Annotated in this window: 22 protein-coding genes; 3 read left to right on the top strand and 19 right to left on the bottom strand. The window is 51.6% G+C overall.

Annotated features, from left to right (window positions below):
* The first annotated feature begins 359 nt into the window (after window positions 1-359).
* Window positions 360-983 (top strand): 3'-5' exonuclease, encoded by a 624-nt coding sequence (locus AC1DF0_RS22920; protein WP_337099434.1) that lies wholly within the window; start codon window positions 360-362, stop codon window positions 981-983.
* A gap of 17 nt (window positions 984-1,000) precedes the next feature.
* On the opposite strand, the gene melA is transcribed toward AC1DF0_RS22920, so the two are convergent.
* The 18 genes from melA to AC1DF0_RS22830 all read right to left on the bottom strand — a co-directional run bounded on the left by melA (window position 1,001) and on the right by AC1DF0_RS22830 (window position 18,829).
* The gene (gene melA, locus AC1DF0_RS22915) at window positions 1,001-2,503 is read right to left on the bottom strand and encodes an alpha-galactosidase (protein WP_477575416.1); all 1,503 of its coding nucleotides are present in this window, start codon (window positions 2,501-2,503) and stop codon (window positions 1,001-1,003) included.
* A 120-nt stretch (window positions 2,504-2,623) separates the two neighbouring features.
* Window positions 2,624-3,547 (bottom strand): AraC family transcriptional regulator, encoded by a 924-nt coding sequence (locus AC1DF0_RS22910; RefSeq protein ID WP_477575415.1) that lies wholly within the window; start codon window positions 3,545-3,547, stop codon window positions 2,624-2,626.
* 260 nt (window positions 3,548-3,807) lie between these two features.
* Window positions 3,808-4,539, bottom strand: a complete 732-nt coding sequence (locus AC1DF0_RS22905) for a nucleoside phosphorylase (RefSeq protein WP_477575414.1) — start codon at window positions 4,537-4,539, stop codon at window positions 3,808-3,810.
* 3 nt (window positions 4,540-4,542) lie between these two features.
* On the bottom strand, window positions 4,543-5,217 hold the full coding sequence (locus AC1DF0_RS22900; protein ID WP_477575413.1) for a sulfite oxidase-like oxidoreductase: 675 nt from the start codon (window positions 5,215-5,217) through the stop codon (window positions 4,543-4,545).
* 36 nt (window positions 5,218-5,253) lie between these two features.
* On the bottom strand, window positions 5,254-6,174 hold the full coding sequence (locus AC1DF0_RS22895; protein WP_477575412.1) for an ABC transporter permease: 921 nt from the start codon (window positions 6,172-6,174) through the stop codon (window positions 5,254-5,256).
* Entirely contained in the window at window positions 6,161-7,225 is a 1,065-nt protein-coding gene (locus AC1DF0_RS22890) for an ABC transporter permease (RefSeq protein WP_337099441.1), read from the bottom strand. The genes AC1DF0_RS22895 and AC1DF0_RS22890 overlap by 14 nt, the downstream gene beginning before the upstream one ends.
* A complete protein-coding gene (locus tag AC1DF0_RS22885; protein WP_477575411.1) occupies window positions 7,203-8,717 on the bottom strand; it encodes an ABC transporter ATP-binding protein in 1,515 nt (504 codons plus the stop codon). The genes AC1DF0_RS22890 and AC1DF0_RS22885 overlap by 23 nt, the downstream gene beginning before the upstream one ends.
* 121 nt (window positions 8,718-8,838) lie before the next feature.
* Window positions 8,839-9,897, bottom strand: a complete 1,059-nt coding sequence (locus AC1DF0_RS22880; protein WP_477575410.1) for a BMP family lipoprotein — start codon at window positions 9,895-9,897, stop codon at window positions 8,839-8,841.
* Between the two features lie 213 nt (window positions 9,898-10,110).
* Entirely contained in the window at window positions 10,111-10,569 is a 459-nt protein-coding gene (locus tag AC1DF0_RS22875; RefSeq protein ID WP_477575409.1) for a MarR family winged helix-turn-helix transcriptional regulator, read from the bottom strand.
* Window positions 10,570-10,727: 158 nt separating this feature from the next.
* Window positions 10,728-11,645 carry an urease accessory protein UreD gene (locus AC1DF0_RS22870; RefSeq protein WP_477575408.1) on the bottom strand — a complete coding sequence of 306 codons (918 nt, stop codon included), beginning with the start codon at window positions 11,643-11,645 and terminating at the stop codon, window positions 10,728-10,730.
* The gene (ureG, locus tag AC1DF0_RS22865) at window positions 11,645-12,373 is read right to left on the bottom strand and encodes an urease accessory protein UreG (RefSeq protein ID WP_337099447.1); all 729 of its coding nucleotides are present in this window, start codon (window positions 12,371-12,373) and stop codon (window positions 11,645-11,647) included. Before ureG ends, AC1DF0_RS22870 begins: the two co-directional genes overlap by 1 nt.
* A gap of 144 nt (window positions 12,374-12,517) precedes the next feature.
* Complete coding sequence (locus AC1DF0_RS22860; protein ID WP_442048977.1) at window positions 12,518-13,210, bottom strand: urease accessory protein UreF; 693 nt, start codon at window positions 13,208-13,210, stop codon at window positions 12,518-12,520.
* An 18-nt stretch (window positions 13,211-13,228) separates the two neighbouring features.
* Window positions 13,229-14,944, bottom strand: coding sequence for an urease subunit alpha (ureC, locus tag AC1DF0_RS22855; protein WP_442048976.1), 1,716 nt, complete (start codon window positions 14,942-14,944; stop codon window positions 13,229-13,231).
* Complete coding sequence (locus AC1DF0_RS22850) at window positions 14,941-15,309, bottom strand: urease subunit beta (RefSeq protein ID WP_442048975.1); 369 nt, start codon at window positions 15,307-15,309, stop codon at window positions 14,941-14,943. Before AC1DF0_RS22850 ends, ureC begins: the two co-directional genes overlap by 4 nt.
* A gap of 29 nt (window positions 15,310-15,338) precedes the next feature.
* Window positions 15,339-15,644, bottom strand: a complete 306-nt coding sequence (locus tag AC1DF0_RS22845; protein ID WP_477575407.1) for an urease subunit gamma — start codon at window positions 15,642-15,644, stop codon at window positions 15,339-15,341.
* 262 nt (window positions 15,645-15,906) lie between these two features.
* On the bottom strand, window positions 15,907-16,908 hold the full coding sequence (locus tag AC1DF0_RS22840; RefSeq protein WP_442048973.1) for a D-alanyl-D-alanine carboxypeptidase family protein: 1,002 nt from the start codon (window positions 16,906-16,908) through the stop codon (window positions 15,907-15,909).
* A 99-nt stretch (window positions 16,909-17,007) separates the two neighbouring features.
* Entirely contained in the window at window positions 17,008-18,111 is a 1,104-nt protein-coding gene (locus AC1DF0_RS22835) for a sensor histidine kinase (RefSeq protein ID WP_477575406.1), read from the bottom strand.
* Window positions 18,101-18,829: a response regulator transcription factor gene (locus AC1DF0_RS22830; protein WP_477575405.1), complete on the bottom strand. Its 729-nt coding sequence runs from the start codon at window positions 18,827-18,829 to the stop codon at window positions 18,101-18,103. Before AC1DF0_RS22830 ends, AC1DF0_RS22835 begins: the two co-directional genes overlap by 11 nt.
* A gap of 281 nt (window positions 18,830-19,110) precedes the next feature.
* Here AC1DF0_RS22830 and ilvD point away from each other — a divergent pair, with 281 nt between their 5' ends.
* Window positions 19,111-20,796 (top strand): dihydroxy-acid dehydratase, encoded by a 1,686-nt coding sequence (gene ilvD, locus AC1DF0_RS22825; protein ID WP_307200160.1) that lies wholly within the window; start codon window positions 19,111-19,113, stop codon window positions 20,794-20,796.
* A 148-nt stretch (window positions 20,797-20,944) separates the two neighbouring features.
* On the opposite strand, the gene AC1DF0_RS22820 is transcribed toward ilvD, so the two are convergent.
* Complete coding sequence (locus AC1DF0_RS22820) at window positions 20,945-22,351, bottom strand: polysaccharide deacetylase family protein (protein WP_477575404.1); 1,407 nt, start codon at window positions 22,349-22,351, stop codon at window positions 20,945-20,947.
* 162 nt (window positions 22,352-22,513) lie between these two features.
* On the opposite strand from AC1DF0_RS22820, the gene ytvI reads away from it, so the two are divergent.
* Complete coding sequence (gene ytvI / locus AC1DF0_RS22815) at window positions 22,514-23,716, top strand: sporulation integral membrane protein YtvI (protein ID WP_477575403.1); 1,203 nt, start codon at window positions 22,514-22,516, stop codon at window positions 23,714-23,716.
* Window positions 23,717-23,777: the final 61 nt, after the last annotated feature.

Genomic DNA, 23,777 nt, shown 5'->3' with positions numbered 1-23,777 from the left:
TGCTTGAAAACCGCAAACTTCGATGAAACGGCCCAGCTTTGAAGTATAGCCTGCTATAATCCCATCGCATACTAACCTGATCCCATCGATAGGAGGTGAACAGACATGTCCAAACAGCAAGGCCATGGCGCCAAAAACACGACAACGAAATCGTCCGACAAAAAAGGAAACGCATCCGGCAACAACCACTAAGCATCCATACGAGAAATAAAGAACGCCTCATTCTTCAGCTCTTCTGAGCGGAATGAGGCGTTTTTTTGTTTGTTTTGAAAGGGATCTAACGAACGTTGTCGAATATTTTATCGTAACAGGTTAACCTTCCGAACTTATTATATGATGAAAATGTGGTGATTCAAGCAATGAATAATGCACTTAACTATACGGTTATCGACTTTGAAACTAGCGGACTTGATCCGGCTAAGGATCGCGTCATCGAGATCGCTGCCATCCGTTGCGTGGGCGGCGAGATCGCCAGCGAATTCAGCACGCTTGTTACGTTCGACGGCAAATTGTCGCCGAAGATTACTGAGCTGACGGGCATCACGGACAAGATGACCGCCGGGGGCATGGACGAGGATACGGCGTTCCGCATCCTGAACCGAATGATCGGCGACAATGTGCTGATTGCCCATAATGCACTGTTCGACCTCGGGTTCCTTCACCATTCGCTGATGCGAATCGCCGGCCGTTCGTTCCGCAATTCGTTTATCGATACGCTGACGATGAGCCGTATGCGCCATCACTATCCGCATACGCTCAAGGATATGTGCGACAAATACGGCATTCCGCTCATCGGCGGGCATCGTGCCCTGAACGACGTAATCGCCTGCTGGGAGCTGTTCCGTGAGATGGACAGAGAGCAATCCGCAGCAAGCGATCTGAACAAGCTCGGTTATATTAAGAAATACGGTCCGCCCAAATGGAGTCCGGACAATGCCGTACTCTTCCCCATTGAGCTGCAATATGCGCCTCGTTTGGGCTAATAAGGGACTAGAGCGTGCTAGACGCTGGCGCGCTCTTTGCCTTTATCGGACTCGCCGGCGTTTTTGTTCGCAGCATCACGATCCTGCTGCATTTCCTCAACCGTCTTCACCTTCAAGCGAGCCGCACCTGCATAATCCTTCGTCGGCAGCAATGGACCTTCCGCCAGACGCTTCTTCGCAGCAGCGATAGAATCCGAATATTGCGGCAGCCATTGCTCCTGTGCCACCAGCATTTCATCGACCATTTGCCAAATTTCCTTCGGATTGCACACGGCTCCGACAAGCGGATCCATCATGAACGCTTGGCGCAGCAGCTTATCGTCGCCATGAACAGCTGCTTCAACAGCCAAACGCTGTACGGATATGCTCACATTGCATACGGCTGCCGGGCCTAGCGGCAGGTCGCCGACTGTCGGCATCGAGATGCCGTTGCGGTCAACGTAACCGGGAGCTTCAATAATCGCATCATTAGGCAAGTTCGCAATGACACCCTTATTCTCGACATTGAAGTGTCCGCGATAGACTCGACCCGTCTCGAGCCCCTCAATAATGTATGAGCCATGCTCATGACTGCGAAGCTCGCTCTTGAATTCATTTGCCGGATCCTTCATCCAGTTCGGGAAGTCGGTCTCGAACCAATTGCGCCCTTCCGTGCATACGCGCAGGTAACCGCCAGTCTCGCCGTTAATCCATGAACCGAGATCAATCCAATCCATGATTTCCTCTGGACGCTTCCGATACCAAGGCACATATTCGCTCAAATGTCCGTTCGATTCGGTACTGTAATAGCCGAAGCGGCGCAGCATATCAATGCGAACCTTCTCCGTGCGGCTGAAATCCGGATGCGCTTCGAACGCCTCAAGCAGCTTGCCAGTTAGATCCTCGCCATTATGTTTGATTTGGATATACCACGTTTGGTGGTTGATGCCCGCGCAAATAATGTCGACTTCTTCTTGCTTCAGTCCGAATGCTTCAGCTATCTGCCAGTGGCCGCCCTGCACGCCGTGGCACAGACCAATCGTACGTACGCCTCCATACTTATTGCAAGCCCACGTCATCATTGCCATCGGGTTCGCATAATTCAACAGCAGCGCATCAGAAGCGGCAACCTCGCGGATATCCTTGCATATATTCAGCATTTCGGCGATGCCGCGTTGACCGTACATAATGCCGCCAGCGCTCAGCGTATCACCCACGCATTGATCGACGCCATACTTCAGCGGGATGTCCACATCCGTAGCGAAAGCTTCAAGTCCCCCGACGCGAATCGTACAAATAATGTATTTTGCATCCTTAAGCGCCTCCCGGCGATCCGTCGTCGATTTAATTTGAATCGATAAACCGTTCTCGTTAATGTCGCGCTGGCACAGCTCCGTAACCATGCCCAGATTATGTGCGTTAATATCGGTAAAAGCGACGTCAATGCTTTGAAACTCCGGCACGGCAAGCAGGTCGCGCAGCAAACCCCTCGTGAAGCCGATGCTGCCGGCTCCGATAAAAGCGATTTTGAATGATGACATATGTTTTCCCTCCGATTCATAATCAACTATCGTTGTTCAAGCTCAACTTCATTGTAGCAACGATGAATCGGAAGCGTTATCAATATTGTGACTACCTAAGCGGCAACCTGTCAGAAATCGTCACTTTCCTAATCCTTCGGGTTTTCTCCAACCGTCCATGTTATGCGTATTGAACGAGTTGCGGTAAGCAATCGGCGTTTGATTCGTATACTTCTTGAACATCGCATGAAAATATTGTCGGCTCTGCGCTCCCACGTAATCGCATATATCGGCTATAGCAATGTCGGTCTGGCGCAGCAGCATCTTCGCCTTCTCCATCCGCAGCTCCGTCAAGTACACCGTAATCGTCTTGCCCGTATTCGCCGTGAATAGACGATGCAGGTAGCCGGGGTGCAGATTGACAGCGGCTGCAATGTCCTTCACCTGAATATCCTGATCATAATGATGATGCATGTACTCCGTAGCCTGCTTCACATAGAGATCTGCCGCATTCGCTCCCTGCTTCAGATCGTCGCTATAGATACGTGCAATCGTCATAATCAATTGGGCAAAAAGCAGCTGCGTCCGCACGCGGCTGGACTTCTCCCGATTATCGAGCTCGAGAACGAGATTTTTCAGCACGGGATATAGATCATTCGTATCGCGCAGCACCAAATAAGACGATGGCTGCGCAACCAAGAGGTTCACATCCTCATCCTCGGAGGCAAGCTGCCGGATCGAAGGAAACGCCGTTTCCTTCTCGCGCATATCGAATTCCACGTTCAGCATTCGGCATGGGCCGCGTTCGTCCACGATGAGCCGATGCGGCTCGTTCGCGTCTAGAATGATGAACTCGTTTTTCTTCAGCGAGAAGGAACGCTCCGGACGGCGTGTTGTAGCCGCGAGCTCAATTCGGCACTGACCCGATATCACATACATGATCTCGATCGAATCATGCCGATGATCGTTCATCGTATAGTTCGACCACTCCTTAAAGTAATAAGCATATACATGCGGATGAACATTTTGATCCAGCCAGTCCGACTTGAATAGCGCGCCGCTCACAACCGTTTCCCCCTGTCTTTCCTAGTCCCCCTAGCATATCAAACCTGTCGAAAGATTGACATAGCCGCAAAAATCCGTGTGCATAGTAACCGTAACCTGAACAATGTCCGCTCAATAAGAGCCTCCGTAGCAAAAATAACTGGAGAAATTCCAGCTATTCCTCAGAATATGAACCATTCTTCTGAAATAGAGGGAGTTACTCCAGTTATTCTAACAAATGTAATAATTGCATATTATGCTCTCGCGTCGATCGCCTTCTGCTAAGCAGAAGCCAGCTTCACGATCGCCTTAAGCGCCGTATCCATCTCGCGCTCTACTGCATTCGCGACAACATCGGTATGCGGATCGTATTCGCCCGCCAGATCGGAGTCGGCGTAGCCGTCCAAGGCAAGAATCGCGCCCGCTCTTGCGCCCCGCAAAGATGCAACCACATACAATGCCGCAATCTCCATCTCTACGGCAAGCACGCCTGCGGCTTTGTATTGCTTGTGCGGAACATCGACGACGCCGGAGAAGAACACATCCAATGTTACCGTAATGCCTTTCTTCACGATGCCTTCGCTCTCCAACGCGGATTCGTATAGCGCCGCAACGATGTCGCTGTCGGCAACGGCTGGGAAGCCGTCAGGTACGAGTTGATGCGTAAGTCCTTCCGCACGCACGGCAGCCGTGCTGACAATCAAGCTTCCCGCCGGATGGTCAGCCGAATACGAGCCCGCCGTACCAACGCGGATTAACGTCTTCACGCCGCCGCGGATCAACTCCTCGAAGCATACTGCTGCCCCAGGCGAGCCAACGCCATGGCTGACGACAGCCAGCGCAACGCCTTCGTATTCGCCCACGAACGTACGATATTCGCGCGCGAACGCCAGCTCCTTCGCATTCGTCAGCTTGCGCGATATAAGCTCCGCGCGGCGAGGATCGCCGCATACGATCGCGTACTCCGGCAAGTCTTCCGGATTTACTTGCAATATAGGCAACATAGTAGACATGTATTAATCAAACTCCTTCTTCATCCATTCGTCTTCGGGCATTTCGTCCTCTTCGCTCGTGAACCGTTGCTCTTGGAACGGGTCGGCGTAGTTATGGAAGCCGTTGCGTTCCCAGAAGCCCGGGCGGTCTTCCTTCATGAACTCAATTCCGCGAATCCATTTGGCGCTCTTCCAGAAATACAAGTGAGGCACAAGAAGCCTCATCGGCCAGCCATGCTTGTCGGTTAACGGCTCACCGTCAAAGCGATGAGCAAGCAGCACGTCCTCACGCATCATGTCTTCAAGCGGCAAGTTCGTATCATAGTCTTCGTCTGCATGAATCATCACGTACTTCGCCTCCGGCTTCACGCCGAGCAGCGGCAGCAAATCGATGAATCGCACGCCTTCCCACTCCGTATCGAGCTTGGACCAACGCGTCACGCAGTGAATATCGTTCACCTGCGACGTTTGCGGCAACGCGAGCAGATCGTCAAAGCTGAAGCTGCGCTCCTCTTCGACCTCGCCGAATACACGAAGCGACCATGTGCTTAGATCGTATTCAGGCACATCGCCTTCATGCAGAATCGGGAATCGTTCCGTAACGGTCTGGCCCGGCGGCACGCGATGCGCGATCTCAGGCGCTACGGCGGCTTGCTTGACCGCTTTCACCTTCTTCAGTCGTTCTGCTTTATTATGCATCTCCCGTACCTCCTCTGTCTTGCAGGTAAGCCCGCCTTATCGCGAGCTTTCGTTCGCCTTGCGCGCTTCCTGCATATAGCTTTTGTCTTTGAATATGAGCATAGCCACAATCGTTACCACATAAGGCAGCATCATCGTAAAATGGGTCGGCAGCGAGAAGCCCTGCAATCTCAAGCTGAGCGCATCCATAAGACCGAACAGCAAGCTGGACGCCGCTACGCCTAGCGGATTCGACTGACCAAGCATCGTCGCGACGAGCGCGATGAATCCCCTGCCCGCCGTCATTCCTTCCGTGAACATCGTCACGTTGCCGAGCGATAGCTGAGCTCCGGCAAGACCGCAGAGCACTCCGCACAGCAGCACCGCACCATACTGAATGCGCGTAACCTTAATGCCGAGACTTCTCGCGGCAGTCGGATTTTCGCCGGATGCCAGCAAGCGGAAGCCTGTAACCGTCTTGAAAAAGAACAGCTGAAGCGCGATAACGAGTATGATCGATAAGTATACGAGCGGCGTATGGCCAGACAACACATCGCCGAACCATGGAATATCGCGCAGTAACGGAATATCCCACTTGGGCAAGCCCACCATATCCTTGTTATAATAAGCGCCCTTCACATCAAATATAACACGCAACAGGAATGTCGTTAATCCGGCTGCCAAGAAGTTAAGAGAGATACCGACAACGATTGCATTCGCCTTCAGATGAATGCTCATATACGCGAACAACATCGAGAAGATCACCGTGCACAATACCGCGAAAAGGACGGCTAGCCACACATTGCCAGTATAGTAGTTGCCGACGATAGCCGAGAAGGCTCCTGTCAGCATCAATCCTTCGAGACCGACGTTGAACAGTCCGACACGGGCACAGATGGCGCCGCCGAGCGCCGCGAGCAGAATCGGCGTTACCAGCCGAAGCATGGAAGCAAAGAGCGAGACATCAAACAGTTCCATTGTCACCCCTCGCTTTCTTACGTTTAATGAAGGAATACGTAAATTTCGCCGATACGAACAAGATGAGCACCGCTTGAATAATGCTCGATACTTCCAGCGGCACTTCGGTATTCCGCTCCATGCCCATGCCGCCTGTCTGAAGCGCGGCCAATAGGATAGCAGCGACTGCCGTGCCTATCGGATTAGAGCCTGCGAGCAGCGTCGCCATAATGCCCGACCATGCGTAGCTTGGCGTCGTTAAAGCGCCGTCGATATACCGGTATTGAGTACCCAGCACTTCGACGGAACCGGCCAGTCCCGCGAAGCCGCCGCTCACGAACATACTGAACATCATTAGTTTGCCGCGATTAACGCCGCCGTAGCCTGCAAACAACGGATTGCCGCCAAGCATTCGAATCTCGTAGCCCTTCACCGTATACTTCATGAAGAAGTACAAGAGTAGCGCTCCGGCGAAAGCAAATAGGAATCCGGCATGCAAGCTCATGCCGCTGAACAGCTTCGGCAGCCAGGCGCTGTTCTCGATCATGACCGTCTGTGCCATAGCTGCTGAACCCGTCTTGTCTTTCAGAGGATAAGATACAATATAACCGGCGAACAAGGTCGCTATATAATTAAGAAGCAATGTCGTAATAAGCAAATTCATTCTGAATCTAGCATCCAGCCAGCCCGCGAACGCAGACCATATTCCCCCGGAAATAATTCCAGCGATTAGCGCAGCTATCAGCTTCAACCAGCCCGGACCGGGCAAATAAATGGCGGTTAGCGCAGCACTTAACGCGCCGAGCACCATCTGTCCTTCAGAGCCCATATTGAAAAATCCGGCTCGGAATGCGAGCGCTACGCCAAGACCGATGAGTATGATCGGTGTTGCTCTCGCCAGCGTATTCGTCACGAAGAAGAAGCTTCCGAAAGCCCCTTTCCACATCTCGCCGTACGTCTCAAGCACGTTGCCGCCGACAACGGCAATCGCAATGGCACCAGCTGCCAATCCGACAATGATCGCCAGGAGCGGCTGGAGCATCCCGCTACTAAGTTGTTTCAGCTTTTCCATGCCGCTTCCCTCCCGCCATTAATAAACTAATCTGCTCTTCCGTAGCCGAATGCGTTTCAAGCTCCCCGACAATACGTCCCTCGAACATAACAAGGATCCGATCCGAGAGCTTCAATATTTCAGTAAGCTCCGAGGAAACGAGCAATATGGCGCCGCCCTCATCGCGTTTCTTCAATAGTTCGCCATGAATGATTTCCATTGCGCCGACATCGACGCCCCTTGTCGGTTCGGCAGCGATTAAGAACGGCGTATTCTGCGCCAGCTCTCTCGCAACGATCAGCTTCTGCAGATTGCCGCCCGATAGATATTGCGCTTTCGTCGACAACGATCCCGTCTTTATCCCGAATCGCTTGACCCACTCCGCGACCATATCGCGGATCGATGCTCCGCGCAGCAAGCCGTACTTCTGCTGCTTATTCGCATGCCCCATCAACCCGTTCTCGGTTACGGTTGCATCCTTTGCAACGCCCCATTGGTAACGGTCCTCCGGAATATGGGCAAGACCCCGCTCGCGAATGGTGCGAACCGGTGCTCCAGCCGATTCTTGTCCGAGCAGCTTAATCGAGCCGCTATCAATCTTCACGAGACCGGCGATCGCTCCAATAAGCTCTGACTGTCCGTTTCCGGATATCCCGGCAATACCGACAATCTCGCCCTCCTTTACTTGCAAGCTGATCCCATCAAGCGTCGGCTTCGTCCTTGAGCCGCGGATGGAGATGTTCTGAGCCTCCAATACCGGCTTGCCGGGAGTTGCCTCGTTGCGCGTTAACTGCACTAATTCACGTCCAACCATGAGACGCGATAGCTCGTCCTCATTCGTATCCGCCGCTCTCATCGAACCGGTTACTTTACCGTCGCGGAGAACCGTAATGCGGTCGGCAACTTCAATAATTTCTTGCAGCTTGTGGCTAATAATAATGAAGCTCTTACCTGTACGGGCAAGCTCCTTAATCGCAATTAATAGCTCCTTAACCTCAAGCGGAGTCAGCACGCCGGTCGGCTCGTCCAAAATAATGATTTCCGCGCCTTGATGCAGCACCTTCAATATTTCGACGCGCTGCTGAACGCCCAGCGAGCACTCCTCCACCTTTTGCGTAGGATCGACGGGCATCCCGTAACGCTTGCTCAGCGCATCGACATCGGCAATCGCCGTTTTGCGATCGAAGCCTACGACCTTCGACGGCTCTCGTCCGATTACAATGTTCTCAGCAATGGTGAACGAGGGGAAAAGCATGAAATGCTGATGAACCATGCCGATCTTATTCGCGATTGCAGCCGCAGGGCTGTCAAATGAAACGGCTTGCCCGTTCAACCTAATTTCACCGCTTGTCGGGCTCTCCATTCCGTACAAAATACGCATCAGCGTCGTTTTGCCGGCACCGTTCTCGCCAATTAGGGCATGGATCTCGCCTTTCTGCAGGTTGAAGCTTACGCCGCTATTGGCCGTGACGCTTCCATACGATTTTGTAATATTGTCCATTTGCAGCAGCATTAAGGCGTTCAGCTCCTTTCTTCTCTAATCACAACAAAAGAACCGCCTCTATTTGCTGCAGAGGTAGGTTCTATTGAAGGAGATAACTAGCCGGCTGCTGGTCAGCAGCCGACATTAGCTATTATTTCGTAAGCGGGTTCTCAACTACGATTTTACCAGAAATAATGTCTTCGGCAATTGCTTTTACTTTGTCGACATTTTCTTGGCTGATGAAGCTGTTAAGCGGAGTTGCTGTTTCTTTCGTTACGTAAGTGAGACCTACGCCGCCTTCTTTCAAACCGTAGTCGGCTGCGCCGTAAGCGAAGGTTCCTTCTACGAATGCTTTTACCGTTTCGTAAGCAACCGCGTCCGTACCTTTCAACTGGGACAGAACGACATGCGCAGGATCTTCGTCCGTACGGTCTGTATCTTGACCGGAAGTGAAGAAGCTTTTTTCCTTAGCTGCTTCGAATACGCCGTTGTCGCCAACTGCAGCCATACCTGCGATGTAATCAGCGCCTTTGTCGAATTGAAGCAAAGCAAGTTCTTTCGCTTTCGCTGGATCAGCGAAGCTGCCTACGTAGTTCACGAGGAACTGCGCATCCGGGTTCACGCTTTTAAGCCCTTGGTCGAAGCCGGAAGTGTATTTGCCAAGCAACGGTGCATCCATTGCTACAATAGCGCCTACAGTGTTTGTTTTTGTGGACAGGCCAGCTAGGGCGCCCATCAAGTAAGCAGCCTCGTGCTCACGGAAGTTAACGCTGCGCACGTTAGGAAGGTCTACGACTGTATCGATAATCGCGAACGGCTTGTCCGGATTTTCAGTTGCTACCTTTTTCAGAGCGTCTTCTGCTTGGAACGTAGCCGTGATAATCAGATCATAATCTTCGGCAACCGTTGCGCGAAGGTTTTGCTCGAATCCGGCAGGGTCAGTCGACTCGATCGTTTTCACTTCCGCGCCGAATTCCTCGCCCGCTTTTTTGAAGCCTTCATCCATCAATACGAAAAACTTGTTAACGCCGATTTTCTCAGGCAATACGAGCGCAATTTTCTTTGCGTCTTTCTTATCGCCACCGTTGTTGCCCTCAGCAGCGCCGTTATTTGTTGTGTTGCCTGCATTATTGTTTTTGTTACCGCCGCAAGCAGCGACTAAGCCTACCATCAGAATCAATGCTAGAGCCAGTACGATTGTTTTCTTCATCCTAATCTCCCCTAAATAATTGATGTCTAATTCCTCTTAATCCTAGTTGTATTATCGGAATTTGTCAATCCTAATAATTCGACAAATTTCTTCTCTATTCTACATCATTTCGGGGCCGAACGGTGATAAATGTCGAATAATACATCGATTTGTAACAAAATCATACGCTTTCATGCGATAAGAACATTTTCTATAGGTCAACCGTATCGCATCCTAGGCCTTAGACTTCGTTTTCTCCATATTCTTCTCCATAATTTGAAAGATACGCAAGCTCTGTTGCATATCCTCTAACGTCATGCCGTCGAACAGCCTAACCATCATTTTATCGCGAACTTGGTCGATTAATTCAACCATCTTTTTGCCTTCATCCGTAATCTTAAGCATGACGACGCGCCGATCCTGCTCGCCCCGCTCGCGCTMGATGTAGCCAAGCTCAATCAGCCGATCCGCAATACCGGTTACTCCGCCGCTCGTAATCCCAAGCTGTTCAGCCAGCGATGAAGCCTTAAGAGCACCGCATTGCCCAAGAATAACGAGCATTCTGCCATGCGTGATGCCTAATCCATGTACGTTGTAGCTATTCCATTCCATATTAATTTGTCTTCGAACGAGGCGAAACGACTCGTCGAGTTGCCGCATTAAACTTAATTTGTCATGATTATTCTCGTTCAAACCTGCCATCTCCCCTAATCGTCGTAAATGGCTTACTTTTAGAGAAGTATAAGTTTTTAAAGCTTGCGGCGTCAATCCTGACTAAAAAAAAGAAAGCCGTCCCTAAAGGCGAAAAACAACCTTAAGGGACAGCATTTAAGCTGCTTCAGTCACCAGCGCTACCCTTGCATGAAACGAAGCGGCTGCTTACCGAGCAACCCTTCTCTGCATGTCTGCCATATTTCGCGCATGAGCCCCTGCAACGGCCACGCTGCCGTAGATGCCGCTGTAACGGCAATTCCGTGCCTATGCGTTCGCGACACTCCTGCTATTATGCTGTGACGGGCGGAAGACTCATTCCCGCTGTATTCATCCAACTTATTTTGCAGCAGCTCCAGATGGGCGGATGAAATTCGATCGGAGAACAAATAAAACGTCGCCAAATGCGTCATCTCGGCCATGCAGCCTGCATCTTCAAGCCGCTGCTGCTTCGGTTCGATCCGTTGACGCTGCGCGAATATAAGTTCATCCTCATAGTACACCGTTAACGAATTACGGTAGCCGACGTAGTCAAAGCTTTCGCCCCGCAGCGTCCGCCCTGGACAAAGGACGTCGGCTTGCATCCATACGGCGCCGGGACGAAGGTGCACGATCGACTCATTCGCGAACGATGCATTTTTGAAGAGCATAACCGGCTCAGGCATATTCTCGACAATTGCGTTGTCGGCAAGCTCAAAGGTTTGAAGCATCGACGAACCGCAGCCGGGCATGCTCGGATGGACCTTCATATAGGATTGATTAGTAATCATCACATGCGCGCCAGCCTCGCAAATCCATTCCATCGCATAACGGTCGCCGTTCAGCAGCCCGGGCGATACATCCATAACGATGACTGCGAGCTGTCCGTCGATCGGAAATGCTTTGGCGATTTTAATCGGTGCCGTATGATATTTGCTTGCAACATACGTCTGTCCAACGCCAACAGCGAAGACCGCGCGAAGCTCCGATATTCTAAGGGGCATGCCGATGCCTGATGCAATGCTGAGCTGCTCTTGCTCTATGCTGACATCGTCAGCCGCATAATGTTCTTGCTTCATTAGGAAGCTGAATGGCGATGGCTTGGCGGAGTGCTGTCCAGTTGGATCGTATGGGAGTGGGCATGGCCGCGCGCATGGGCAATCTCATGCTCCAGCCAGCTTACAATCTCATCAACGCCATCGCCGCCGTGCATATTGGAAAATACGAATGGGCGCGTGCCTCTCATCCGCAGCGAATCAGCCTCCATCACCTCAAGGCTAGCGCCGACATAAGGCGCCAGGTCGATCTTATTAATGACTAGCAGGTCGGAGCGCATAATGCCCGGACCGCCTTTACGCGGAATTTTCTCCCCTTGCGCTACGTCGATAATGTAGATGAACCGATCAACCAGCTCCGGACTGAAGGCAGCCGCCAGATTGTCGCCGCCGCTCTCAATGAAGATCAGCTCAAGCGGCTGGAAACGGCGCTCCAGCTCCTCAATAGCCTCGAAGTTCATCGAAGCGTCTTCGCGAATCGCCGTATGCGGGCAGCCGCCCGTCTCCACGCCAATAATCCGTTCTTCGGGAAGAACGCCGGTATTGAACAGAATACGCGCATCCTCTTTCGTATAAATATCGTTCGTAATGACAGCCAAGCTGTATTTTTCATGCAGCTCTCTCGTCAATCGTTCAACAAGCGCCGTCTTGCCTGAGCCTACCGGACCGCCAATGCCGATGCGTATCGGTCTTGAAGCATCTATAATCGGGCTTTCCCATTCCTGATGTGTATGTCCTTGTCCTTGGCACATATTCATTCCTCCGTTTTTGTTTTAGATTCTTTCTCAAGCCAACTATATAGAATGAAAACCACAACTATCCGCTATATTGGATTTTTGCAGGATAGAACACATATTTGGAGCCTAATTAGCTGCTATATTGGATTTTCGCAAAGCCTATGACATAAATAACCGCGAGTACAAACGTTCATGCCGGATCATGGCAAGCTCCGCCATCGGCATATTCGAGTAAGCTTCCTCAGGCTGCAAGCGAGCGGCAACTGCGAGTGCGTCTTCCGTTAACGGAGTCAATCTCGCAATGAGAGATTGGCCTTCTGTCTGACCAATCGACATTAGCCGAAGCGCGCTGTTGATGCATGTGACAATACAAGTGTAGAAATAGCCTTGAATCGCGCGCTCCTCGGACAATCCGAGCTGCCAGCATGCATAGCCGTGAACTAACGGATGAGTCGCGAAACATCGGCCTTCTTTCAACGCTGATTGAAGCGGAAGCCAATCGAGCTGCGGATGAATCGCAGAAGCGAGCTGCAACAACCGCCGCCCCATCTTCTCTACACCGCCGCGTGTCTCAGACGATACTCGCTGCACATGCGCAAGCCGTTCGACCGCCCATAGCGATTCCCAGCTTTCAGCCCGCGCATCTCGGTATACCGCTTTGATAACCATCGCATCCGACGTCGCCCAGCTCTGGAGCAGCATCGTACTTGCATAGTTGTATAGCGCGGTGGATGACGTCAACCTTCCCTCCTGCACGAGTGTCTCCAGACCGAAGGAATGGGAGAATCCGCCGATCGGCAGCGCGGAATCAAGCAATTGCTGCATGGCGAGCCATCGTACATTGTCGTTCAACCGGCTACCCCCTTCCTCTCAAAATAAGAAGTAACGCTGAGCCATCGGCAGCACTTCAGCGGGCTCGCAGGTGACATGCTCCCCGTCGACCGTCACATGATACGTTTCCGGATCGACCTTCAGCGTCGGTGTCGCATCATTATGGATCATGTTCTTCTTCGTCACCGAACGGCAGCCCTTTACCGGTTCGATCCGCTTCTGAAGCCCAAGCTTCTCTGCTATCCCACGGTCAAAGGCCGCTTGCGACACGAATGTAATCGAGCTGCTCTGAACYGCCTTGCCGAAGCTGCCGAACATCGGCCGGCCGAATACCGGCTGAGGCGTCGGTATCGAAGCATTGGGATCGCCCATCTGCGCATAGGCAATCATGCCGCCCTTCAGTACTAGGTCGGGCTTAACCCCGAAGAACATCGGCTGCCAGATGGCGAGATCGGCGAACTTGCCCGGCTCGATCGAACCGACAATATGCGAGATCCCATGCGTAATCGCTGGATTGATCGTATATTTGGCAATGTACCGCTTAATGCGGAAGTTATCGCCGTCCTCCGTGTCTGGAGCGAGCGGACCGCGCTGCTGCTTCATTTTGTCAGCAGTCTGCCAGGTACGGATGACGACTTCGCCGACTCGGCCCATCGCCTGGGAATCAGAGCTGATCATGCTGAACACGCCCATGTCATGCAAAATATCTTCCGCCGCTATCGTCTCCGGCCGAATCCGCGAATCGGCAAAAGCGACATCCTCAGGTATGCTGCTGTCCAGATGATGGCAGACCATGAGCATATCGAGATGCTCCTCGATCGTATTGATCGTGAACGGGCGGGTCGGATTCGTCGATGACGGCAATACGTTAAGCTCGCCTGCAGCGACGATAATATCCGGCGCATGGCCGCCGCCAGCTCCTTCCGTATGGTACGTATGTATGGTTCTGCCGCCGATGGCCGCCAGTGTATCTTCAACGAACCCCGCTTCATTAAGCGTGTCGGTATGAATCGCGACTTGCACATCGTATTGATCGGCAGCTTGCAAGCAAGCATCGATGGCTGCCGGAGTTGTTCCCCAATCCTCATGCAGCTTTAGCCCAATCGCACCAGCTTCGATCTGCTCAATGAGCGGAGCGGTGAACGAGGCGTTGCCTTTGCCCGTGAAACCGATATTCATCGCGAAATGCTCTGCCGCCTCCAGCATCCGGCTCATATGCCAGGCTCCTGGCGTTACGGTTGTCGCATTCGTCCCGGTAGCCGGACCTGTCCCGCCGCCGATCATCGTCGTCACGCCGGACGATAATGCCGTCTCGATCTGCTGCGGACATATAAAATGAATATGAGAGTCGATGCCGCCCGCGGTAACGATTTTGCCTTCGCCGGCGATGACCTCCGTGCTTGCGCCGACTATTAAGTTCGGCGTTACGCCGTCCATAATATCCGGATTTCCCGCTTTGCCGACGCCTACGATCAAGCCATCCTTAATGCCGATATCCGCCTTCACAATGCCCCAATGATCAATGATGACAGCATTCGTAATAAGCGTATCGAGCACGCCTTCATCCCTCAATGCACCGCTGGACTGACCCATCCCGTCACGAATGACTTTGCCGCCGCCGAATTTGCATTCATCCCCGTAAAAGGTGTAATCCTTCTCAATCTGCGCCCACAGCTCTGTATCCGCCAGTCTGACCGCATCGCCTGTCGTTGGGCCGAACATAGCAGCATAGCTTTGACGATCCATTCTGCTCATGCTTGTCCCCCTTCCCAAGCGGCGAGCCGCTCCCGAACGTCATCCGGCATTTGGCCCATCTCCGCCTTGCCGCGGCTTAAGCCGTTTAGTCCGTATGCGAGCTTCGAACCGCCTAGCTCCACGAGCGTGATCGGTTTCTCCTCGCCAGGCTCGAAACGTACCGCTGTGCCTGCGGCAATGTCCAAACGCATGCCGAAAGCTTGTTCCCGATTAAAGGTCAATGCGCGATTCACTTCAAAAAAATGATAATGAGAGCCAACCTGCACAGGGCGATCACCCGTATTCACGACGATTAGCTGCGCTCTTCTGCGGCCTGCGTTAAGCTCAATCTCTCCAGCAGCCGTCCGATATTGTCCTGGTATCAAAGCCATGCCCCCTTCACAATAATGTCCTGTCAGCCGCTTATCGGATGATGAATGGTTACCAGCTTCGTACCGTCCGGAAACGTCGCCTCGACCTGCACATCATGGATCATCTCCGGAATACCAATCATGACCTGATCGCGCTTCAGTATAGTCGTCCCGTATTCCATAAGCTGCGCTACCGTTAAACCATCTCTAGCGCCCTCCATGATTTCAGAGGTAATAAGAGCGACGCTTTCCGGATAATTCAGCTTCACGCCACGATTCATTCTGCGTCTAGCCAGATCCGCCGCAACTGTGATGAGCAGCTTTTCTTTCTCGCGTTCGGTTAACTGCATCGTTCCACCTCTTCTTTTTCTCCTAATGTTTCCATTATAGACACCCCCACAATGGAAGTAAATAATTGATGTTAGATTTTATGACATCGACATACATGTATTTCCATAGAGAACGGTTTTTCTCTAGAAATGCGAGAAGCGACCTTATTTAATAGAAAGCTTATGCTTGTCAATCTCCAGCATGCAAAAAAAATCCAGCCGCCGCATAAATGCCAGCAACTGGACTACACATCCATCTATATATAGATAACCAAACATTCATCTAACGGCCAAAGCCAATGATCGTCTCTCCCATTAGTCCGAGACTATTCTGAACAGCAGTGAGCAGTCCACCGTTCTGCCCGTGGAAGCCAAGCTTGAACAACTGCTGTGTCTCCTCGAACCGCGATTCCGATGTTGCCGACCCCATGACGACGGTGATCAGCCTACGTCCGTCCTGCTTAGCCGTACCTGTGAAGCAATAACCGGCCTCAGGCGTATAACCCGTCTTTAGACCGTCGTTGCCCGGATAGGCGAACGGCATATCTGCCAGCATCTGATTCGTAGAGGCAAGTCGTTGTCCAGAGGTCGCAAGCTTAATGCTGCTTCGGCTCGTCACTTCAAGCACTTCCGGATATTTGTTCAACAGATGTCCAGCGAGCAGCGCAATATCGGAAGCAGTAAGCATTGTATCGCCATCCGAAGCGGATTCAGCGAAAGGCGTCAGGTCGTTGCGATTCAGTCCTGTCGCATTCGCGAATACTGCCTGCTCGGACATTCCGATTCGCTCTGCTCGGCTATTCATCAAGGCAACGAACTTAGGCTCGCTCCCCGCCACATACTCGGCAATGGCGACTGCGGCATCGTTAGCCGAATGAACGGTCAGCGCCTCGAACAATTCCCGTACCGTGAAGTTCTCACCGGCGTTAAAGCCAACCTGGGAGCCCGGTACGCCTGCCGCATACCGGCTCGTCGTTACGACTTCGTTCCAGTTCAGCGCGCCTTCATTAACGAGATCGAGCACGATCAGCTCCGTCATCATTTTCGACATGCTGGCCGGCGGAAGCGCTACGTCCGCGTTTTTCTCGAACAACACCTCACCAGTGCCTGCATCCATCATGATCGCAGCCTTCGCCTCAACATGCGGCGCAGCCGCGCCAGTCTTTCCATGCCAAACGTTAATCAAATAAAAACACGCTATAGCAACAACCGCGACTCCAATGACCCTTACCTTAAATCCGCCGCCGTTAGGATTCCGATTCGTTTGTCCTGCTTGTTGTCTCATTATGATTCATACCCCTCTCCTTCATGCTTGGCTTCATTATAGAAGCCGCAGTTTAAGGAGAACGTAAATAAATCATAAGAAAACCTTAAAATGGCCTCACTATTCCTTAACAACCGGCAAGGTTACCCGGAATGCCGTCCGGCTCGCGTCGCTTACCGCATCAATATACCCTCCATGCTTCTCGACGATGCTCTTCGAAATCGCAAGCCCAAGCCCCGAGCCTCCGGCCCACTCGGTACGCGACTTATCCGCGCGGTAGAATCGTTCGAATATATGCGGCAGATCAAGTGCGGAGATCGGCTCGCCGTAGTTGATGACTTCTACAGTAGCCTTCGCCCCTGAAGCATCGCGCTGAACGCGCAGTTCCACCAGTTTGCCTTCCTTGCCGTATGACATCGCATTAGCGATTAAATTTTCGAATACGCGCACGAGCATGATCGGGTCTCCGCTAACGATCATCGATTTTTCAACCGTATGCAGGCGCCCTTCCATTCCCGCTTCCTGCAGCGGCATATGATACTGGACAAGCAGTTGACCAAGCACTTCGATCAGATTGAAGCTTATACGCTGGATCGCTACGGAATCATGCCTCATGCGCGTATAATCGAATAAATCGTTGATGAGCACATTAAGCCGCTGCGACTTGTAATAGGCAATCTGGACATAATGGCGAAGCTCCACCTCATCCCGATATCGATCCTGCTCGATCAATCCCAAATACCCGAGAATGGAAGTGAGCGGCGTCCGAAGATCATGCGATACATTCGTGATCAATTCGTTCTTGGCCTGCTCAGCCCTTCGTTCCTCCAAAAGCGCTTGATCGAGTCTGCCAGCCATACGGTTCAGATTGCCGGCCATTGGTCCAAACGGCGAGCGCACATTCACTTCCATTTGGTAATCAAAGTCGAGTTGGCCGTTTGCGATCCGGTTTACCGTATCATTAATTGTTATCAGGTAACGATACTGCAGCCATTGCAATATGAAAAAATAAACAAAAAATAAAATTACGCCAGCCGTATACGTCAGTACGCTCATTCCGAAAATATCGACAATATCACGCAGATAGGAACGAAACACCGTGCCGGAAACTAACGTTTCAACGACCATTAATGCAGCGGCAACCGAAATAACGGCCAGAACCATACTGAGCGCCAAATGCCAAATCAAGCGCCACATAAGACGCCAAGCGATGTTACCCTTCAATTTTGTAGCCAACCCCCCATACCGTAATAATGAGCTTTTCTCCAAGCTCCTTATCGAGCTTATCCCGCAGCTTGCTTATATGCACCATAACCGTATTGTTTGAATCAAAGTACTTCTCTTTCCATACATGATGGAAAATGTCCTCCGCGCTGTAGACGCGCCCCGGGTTGCCCGCAAGCAAATATAGGATGCCGAATTCCGTAGACGTGAGATGCAGCGCCTTGCCGTTCACCTCCGCCGTATGGCTAAGCCTGTCGATGCGGAGAGGGCCGAGACGCAGCTCGCGATCTTCGCGCGCAGACACGGGCGCTTCTGCCGAAGGAGTATTGTACTGATACGAACGGCGCAGCAAGGAGCGTACCCGCGCAAGCAGCTCAAGCGGATTAAACGGTTTGATCATATAATCGTCCGCACCCGTCATCAGCCCCATTATTTTGTCCATATCCTGCGTTTTCGCGCTCAGCATGAGAATCGGCACGGCTTGATTCTGCCGCAACCGTCTGCATACTTCAAGTCCGTCCATCTTGGGCATCATAATATCGAGAATGACGAGATCGAACGAGTGCTTCACGAATGTATCCAGTGCCTGTTCGCCGTCATAAGCTTTCACCGTCTCGAACCCTTCGTTTTTCAAATAAATTTCGATCAGATCGGCAATTTCCCGCTCATCGTCTACAATTAATATGCGTCGATCCACTTTTAACCACCCTTTCGTCATTGAGTCCGCAAGCTTTGATGAGCTCACTATACAGGATTCGATTCGACATGTCCTGTCGTACGGCGCAATTTCACAATGTTTAAGCGTTTCTTAATGATTTCTTTAGCTTTCTTCCCCTTTCCCATACGTTGCCTAACGCTTCATTAATGAGCAGTCAACTCTGTAGCCAACGGTTGTCCGATATGATAAACTGGTGAGTATCGATGTTTTTTATAACGTCATGCATGCATGACGAATTTTATTATTCCACAATGATCCAATTATGTTAAGGGGGCTTTATAATGGCGGCTAAGAGAATGCGTTCAGACATGATCAAAAAAGGATTCGACCGCGCACCGCATCGCAGCTTATTGCGTGCCGCAGGCGTTAAAGAGGAAGATTTCGACAAGCCTTTTATCGCAGTTTGCAACTCCTATATCGATATTATTCCCGGTCATGTGCATCTTCAAGAATTCGGCAAGCTCGTTAAGGAAGCGATTCGCGAAGCTGGCGGCGTACCTTTCGAATTCAACACAATCGGCGTCGACGACGGTATCGCAATGGGCCACATCGGCATGCGCTACTCGCTTGCAAGCCGCGAAATCATTGCAGACTCGATCGAGACGGTCGTTAACGCGCACTGGTTCGACGGCATGGTCTGTATCCCGAACTGCGACAAAATTACGCCAGGGATGATCATGGGCGCGCTTCGCGTCAATATCCCTACGATGCTTGTCAGCGGCGGACCGATGAAAGCCGGCAAAACATCCGACGGCCGTTCGATCTCGCTATCCAGCGTATTCGAAGGCGTTGGCGCTCACCAAGCAGGCAAAATCAACGACGAGCAATTGTTCGAGCTTGAGGCATTCGGTTGTCCGACTTGCGGATCCTGCTCCGGTATGTTCACGGCGAACTCGATGAACTGTTTGGCTGAAGGCCTTGGCCTTGCATTGCCAGGCAACGGCACGATTCTTGCCGTATCCCCGGAACGTAAAGAATTCGTTAAAGAAGCTGCTCGCCAGCTTATGAAAATTATCGATCTCGGCATTAAGCCGCGCGATATCGTTACGAAAGACGCAATCGATAACGCTTTTGCGCTTGATATGGCAATGGGCGGTTCGACTAATACTGTACTTCACACGCTTGCTATCGCTCACGAAGCAGGCATTGAATACCCAATCGAGCGCATCAACGAAGTAGCAGAGCGCGTACCGCATCTTGCTAAAATCGCTCCTGCATCCGATTGGCACATCGAGGACGTGCACGAAGCAGGCGGCGTTAGCGCCGTTCTGAACGAGCTGTTCAAGAAGGAAGGCGCATTGGTCGGCACTACATTGACGGTTACGGGCAAGACGCTTCGCGAGAACGTCGAAGGCTGCGAGATCCAGAATACGGAAGTCATCCACACGATCGACAACCCGCATACCGCTCGCGGCGGCCTGGCTGTATTGTTCGGCAACCTTGCACCTAACGGCGCAATCATTAAAACAGGCGCTGTCGACAAGTCGGTTGGCGGCTACCACAAAGGTCCTGCTATCTGCTTCGATTCCCAAGACGATGCGCTTCACGGTATCGCTAACGGCAAGATCAAAGAAGGCCACGTCGTTGTCATCCGTTACGAAGGACCGCGCGGCGGCCCTGGCATGCCTGAGATGCTCGCTCCTACGTCGCAAATCGTCGGCATGGGACTAGGCGCGAAGGTTGCCCTTATCACAGACGGACGTTTCTCCGGCGCGTCCCGCGGCATCAGTATCGGCCACGTATCGCCGGAAGCTGCTGAAGGCGGACCAATCGCTTTCGTACAAGACGGCGACATCATCGAGATCGACATGAACAACCGTACGATGGATTTGCTCATCAGCGACGAAGAGTTCGAGAAACGCCGTGCCGCATGGCCTGGCTTCGAGCTTAAGATCAAACGCGGCTACCTTGCGCGTTACGCTCACCTCGTTACATCCGCCAGCACGGGCGGCGTAATGAAAATGTAATTAGCTCCTCGTATAGGAAGGCGGAACATGGATAACCATGTTCCGCCTTTTTGTGTATTTGCAGTCAGCAAAGAAAAAAAGCCGGCATATGAAGGCGTTAACCTCGATATACCGGCAATATTAGCAATAATACCATTCCGATCCGTTCCTATATGGCTGTTGTCTTCGTACCTAATTGAGCAGCCTCGTCGGCAGCTGCGCCAATCGATCTTTCCACGGCGTCCGTGAGACGCTCGGTTTCCTCTTGCAGCTTATTAAGCTTATTCGTCGCATAACGTCTGATCGTCGAAGCCGGCATAAGCAGCATCCGAGGGGAGAACGCCTCTTTGTTCTGGCTTTGCTTCTTCTTCAGTGTTCGCGGCTTGTTCGTCAACACGCTCATCAGAACTTTCAAATAAACTCTTGTAGCGCGAGCGAACCAGCCCTCAGGCAGATGGAATATTTCGAAGCCGAGGCGATCGGCGCCCCGGTGTATCATCGTAACGCCGTACACGGCCTTAATGTCCTGCGCTTCGGCATCCACGGCCAACTGATCCGCCAGCTGCGGTAAAGCCTCATCGATCTCGCGCAGCATCTTGATGCCCGCCGCTACCGGCGACTTGGCCTTCATTGCAATGCTGGACAACATTTTATTGTCAAAATGCAGCTCGGCTATATGATCGCCCTTCACGATGCGGCTTCCTTCTTCCAGTTGCACAGGCTCGCCGTTATACTTCGTAACGCGGTAATAAAAGGTAGGATCTCCTTTACCGACCTGCTTCAAGCGGAACAGAACATGATAAGCTTTTTCATACATGAGCCAACTTGAGATGAGGCTTCGTTTCCAGATCGACGCATGGCCTACGCGTGCCGCCTCTGTCAGCTTGATCATCTCGTCGATGCCAACGAAGCGGAAGCCTTGCTTCGTGCCTTCCTCCAAATACGATTGAAGCGCTATAAGCATATTCTTAGGGGCCTCGGGATCAGCTCCGAACGTTCTTCCGCAATCATGCAGCAGCAGCACTTCGCCCGGATTCAGTCGCTTCATCATCCGTTTCTTCAGCTTCTCAGCCCCTACGTTCAGCTTCCAATCACTGAACATCGCCGACCACAAAATAATGTGCAAGTACCCTGCTTTCGCAAAGTCGAATACGTTTACGATCCCCCATGGCGGACGATAATAAATCGAACGCTTGCCGGTCGCTTTCTCGATAATGTCGTTCGTCATCTCAATCTGGCGTTGAACCGTACCCGGTCTCATTAGCCAGTTGGACTTGTGAACATAGTTATGAATGCCGATAACATGCCCTTCCGCTTTCATTCGAGACAACAGCCCTTCCTGTCCCTCCGCATGGGAGCCAACGACAAAAAAAGTCGCCTTCGCTTTATAGCGCGCGAGCAGATCGAGCAGCTCCGGCGTGAACTCGGCATCCGGACCGTCATCGAACGTTAATGCGATCTCTTTCTCCACACGTCCGCGCTTGAACACGCGATAACCGAAAGTTCGGCTAATAATTCCAGGCAGGAAGGCGTACAAAGTCGCAAAATATAAAATCCACAACAACAAATTTACCATTTGTTTTCCCCACCGTTATATGATTTAGTCGACGAATGGATAGCGGTACAAAACAACAACGATAACTTTAATTGTAGCATATTGCATTAAAAAATAGGCATCTTTTTAAAAACTATAGTACAATCTTATTGGAAATATGAATTTGGAAGAAGGAGCCACGACATGCTGCCATTTTATAAAAAATATTGGAGAACGGCGTTCGACATTGCGTTGATCGCACTCACGGTCTATCTCATTATGTATTCATTCAGCTATTTGTATCGGATCGCGACGCCGATTTTTTTCTCCTTCCTTATCTTTATGTGCATCGAGCCGCTTGCTCGGCGATTGAACAAGCTCGGCATTAAGAAGTCGATTGCAACCGGCATCTCGATATTATTGTTCATCATTCTTATCCTTGGCGCCTTCTCGGGTGCTGCTTACCTGATAACGAAACAAGGCTCGGAGCTGATCGACAACTTTCCGAAGTATCAGGAGATGCTGGAGAAGCAAGTCGCCAAGAGCACCGCTCAAATTCAAGAGCAGCTTGAGACGCTTCCGCCGAACTTAAATCTGGTCGAGCGTTCGACCGAGCTTATTAGCGGCATTACGGACTATTTGGGCAGATTCGGCAAAACCGTCCTGCTTAACTTGGTCAATTACGTTTCTTCTTTCTCTGCGTTTGTCGTGAACGTCGTTATCGGTACAATTCTCGCCTACTTCTTAAGTATCGAGATTAAATCTTGGAAGAAAACGGCCGAAGACAAAACGCCAAAAACGTTCAAAAAGGTGTTTTTCTTCCTGCGCGACAACGTGTTCAAGGGAATCGCGCTATACATTAAAGCGCAAGCCAAAATGATCAGCATCACGTTCATTGTCATCTTAGTCGCGCTCGTGCTGCTTGGCGTCGAGAACGCGTTCGTCATTTCGGTCGTAGCAGCGATCTTCGATATATTGCCGTTGCTGGGCGTCGGAACGGTGTTCATACCATGGATCATTTATTTGATTATCGTCGGCAAAATATCGCTTGCAATCTGGTTGTCGGCTTTATTCCTTGTGGTCGTCATCACACGCCAAATATTAGAACCAAAAATAACGGGTGATTCCCTTGGCGTATCCGCCTTCACGATGCTTGCGTTCATGATCGTTTCCTTGAAACTATTCGGCATCTCAGGCGTTATCCTGTCGCCAATTCTGATGATCCTCATTAAGTCGCTATACGATCAGGGGTACTTCCACCGTTGGATTCGAGCGCCTCTTGGCGAATTCGACACGGCTTCCCCCGAAGACGATGCGGGCGGCGAGGCTGCCGGTCAGAGCAAGGCCGGCACAACGTTGACCGCCGAGTCGGCAACGGGACTTGCGGGCACGGATAAGAAGGACTAATAATAAGCGGTGGCGCAGGTTGATCCTATGCCACCGCTTTTTTTGTCCTAACCGCACGATG

It is taken from the genome of Paenibacillus sp. 05T425 (assembly GCF_056396205.1).
This window is presented reverse-complemented; position numbering and strand designations above follow the sequence as displayed.

Bases quoted from the DNA above. Each gene is read 5' to 3' on its own strand.
- AC1DF0_RS22870 (WP_477575408.1), bottom strand. From the start codon at position 11,645: ATGAAGCAAGAACATTATGCGGCTGACGATGTCAGCATAGAGCAAGAG.
- AC1DF0_RS22900 (WP_477575413.1), bottom strand. From the start codon at position 5,217: ATGCATAATAAAGCAGAACGACTGAAGAAGGTGAAAGCGGTCAAGCAA.
- melA (WP_477575416.1), bottom strand. From the start codon at position 2,503: ATGTCATCATTCAAAATCGCTTTTATCGGAGCCGGCAGCATCGGCTTC.
- AC1DF0_RS22830 (WP_477575405.1), bottom strand. From the start codon at position 18,829: ATGACGAAAGGGTGGTTAAAAGTGGATCGACGCATATTAATTGTAGAC.
- AC1DF0_RS22895 (WP_477575412.1), bottom strand. From the start codon at position 6,174: ATGGAACTGTTTGATGTCTCGCTCTTTGCTTCCATGCTTCGGCTGGTA.
- AC1DF0_RS22820 (WP_477575404.1), bottom strand. From the start codon at position 22,351: ATGGTAAATTTGTTGTTGTGGATTTTATATTTTGCGACTTTGTACGCC.
- AC1DF0_RS22885 (WP_477575411.1), bottom strand. From the start codon at position 8,717: ATGCTGCTGCAAATGGACAATATTACAAAATCGTATGGAAGCGTCACG.
- ytvI (WP_477575403.1), top strand. From the start codon at position 22,514: ATGCTGCCATTTTATAAAAAATATTGGAGAACGGCGTTCGACATTGCG.
- ureG (WP_337099447.1), bottom strand. From the start codon at position 12,373: ATGTGCCAAGGACAAGGACATACACATCAGGAATGGGAAAGCCCGATT.
- AC1DF0_RS22880 (WP_477575410.1), bottom strand. From the start codon at position 9,897: ATGAAGAAAACAATCGTACTGGCTCTAGCATTGATTCTGATGGTAGGC.
- ilvD (WP_307200160.1), top strand. From the start codon at position 19,111: ATGGCGGCTAAGAGAATGCGTTCAGACATGATCAAAAAAGGATTCGAC.
- AC1DF0_RS22845 (WP_477575407.1), bottom strand. From the start codon at position 15,644: ATGCAGTTAACCGAACGCGAGAAAGAAAAGCTGCTCATCACAGTTGCG.
- AC1DF0_RS22905 (WP_477575414.1), bottom strand. From the start codon at position 4,539: ATGTCTACTATGTTGCCTATATTGCAAGTAAATCCGGAAGACTTGCCG.
- AC1DF0_RS22890 (WP_337099441.1), bottom strand. From the start codon at position 7,225: ATGGAAAAGCTGAAACAACTTAGTAGCGGGATGCTCCAGCCGCTCCTG.
- AC1DF0_RS22920 (WP_337099434.1), top strand. From the start codon at position 360: ATGAATAATGCACTTAACTATACGGTTATCGACTTTGAAACTAGCGGA.
- AC1DF0_RS22840 (WP_442048973.1), bottom strand. From the start codon at position 16,908: ATGAGACAACAAGCAGGACAAACGAATCGGAATCCTAACGGCGGCGGA.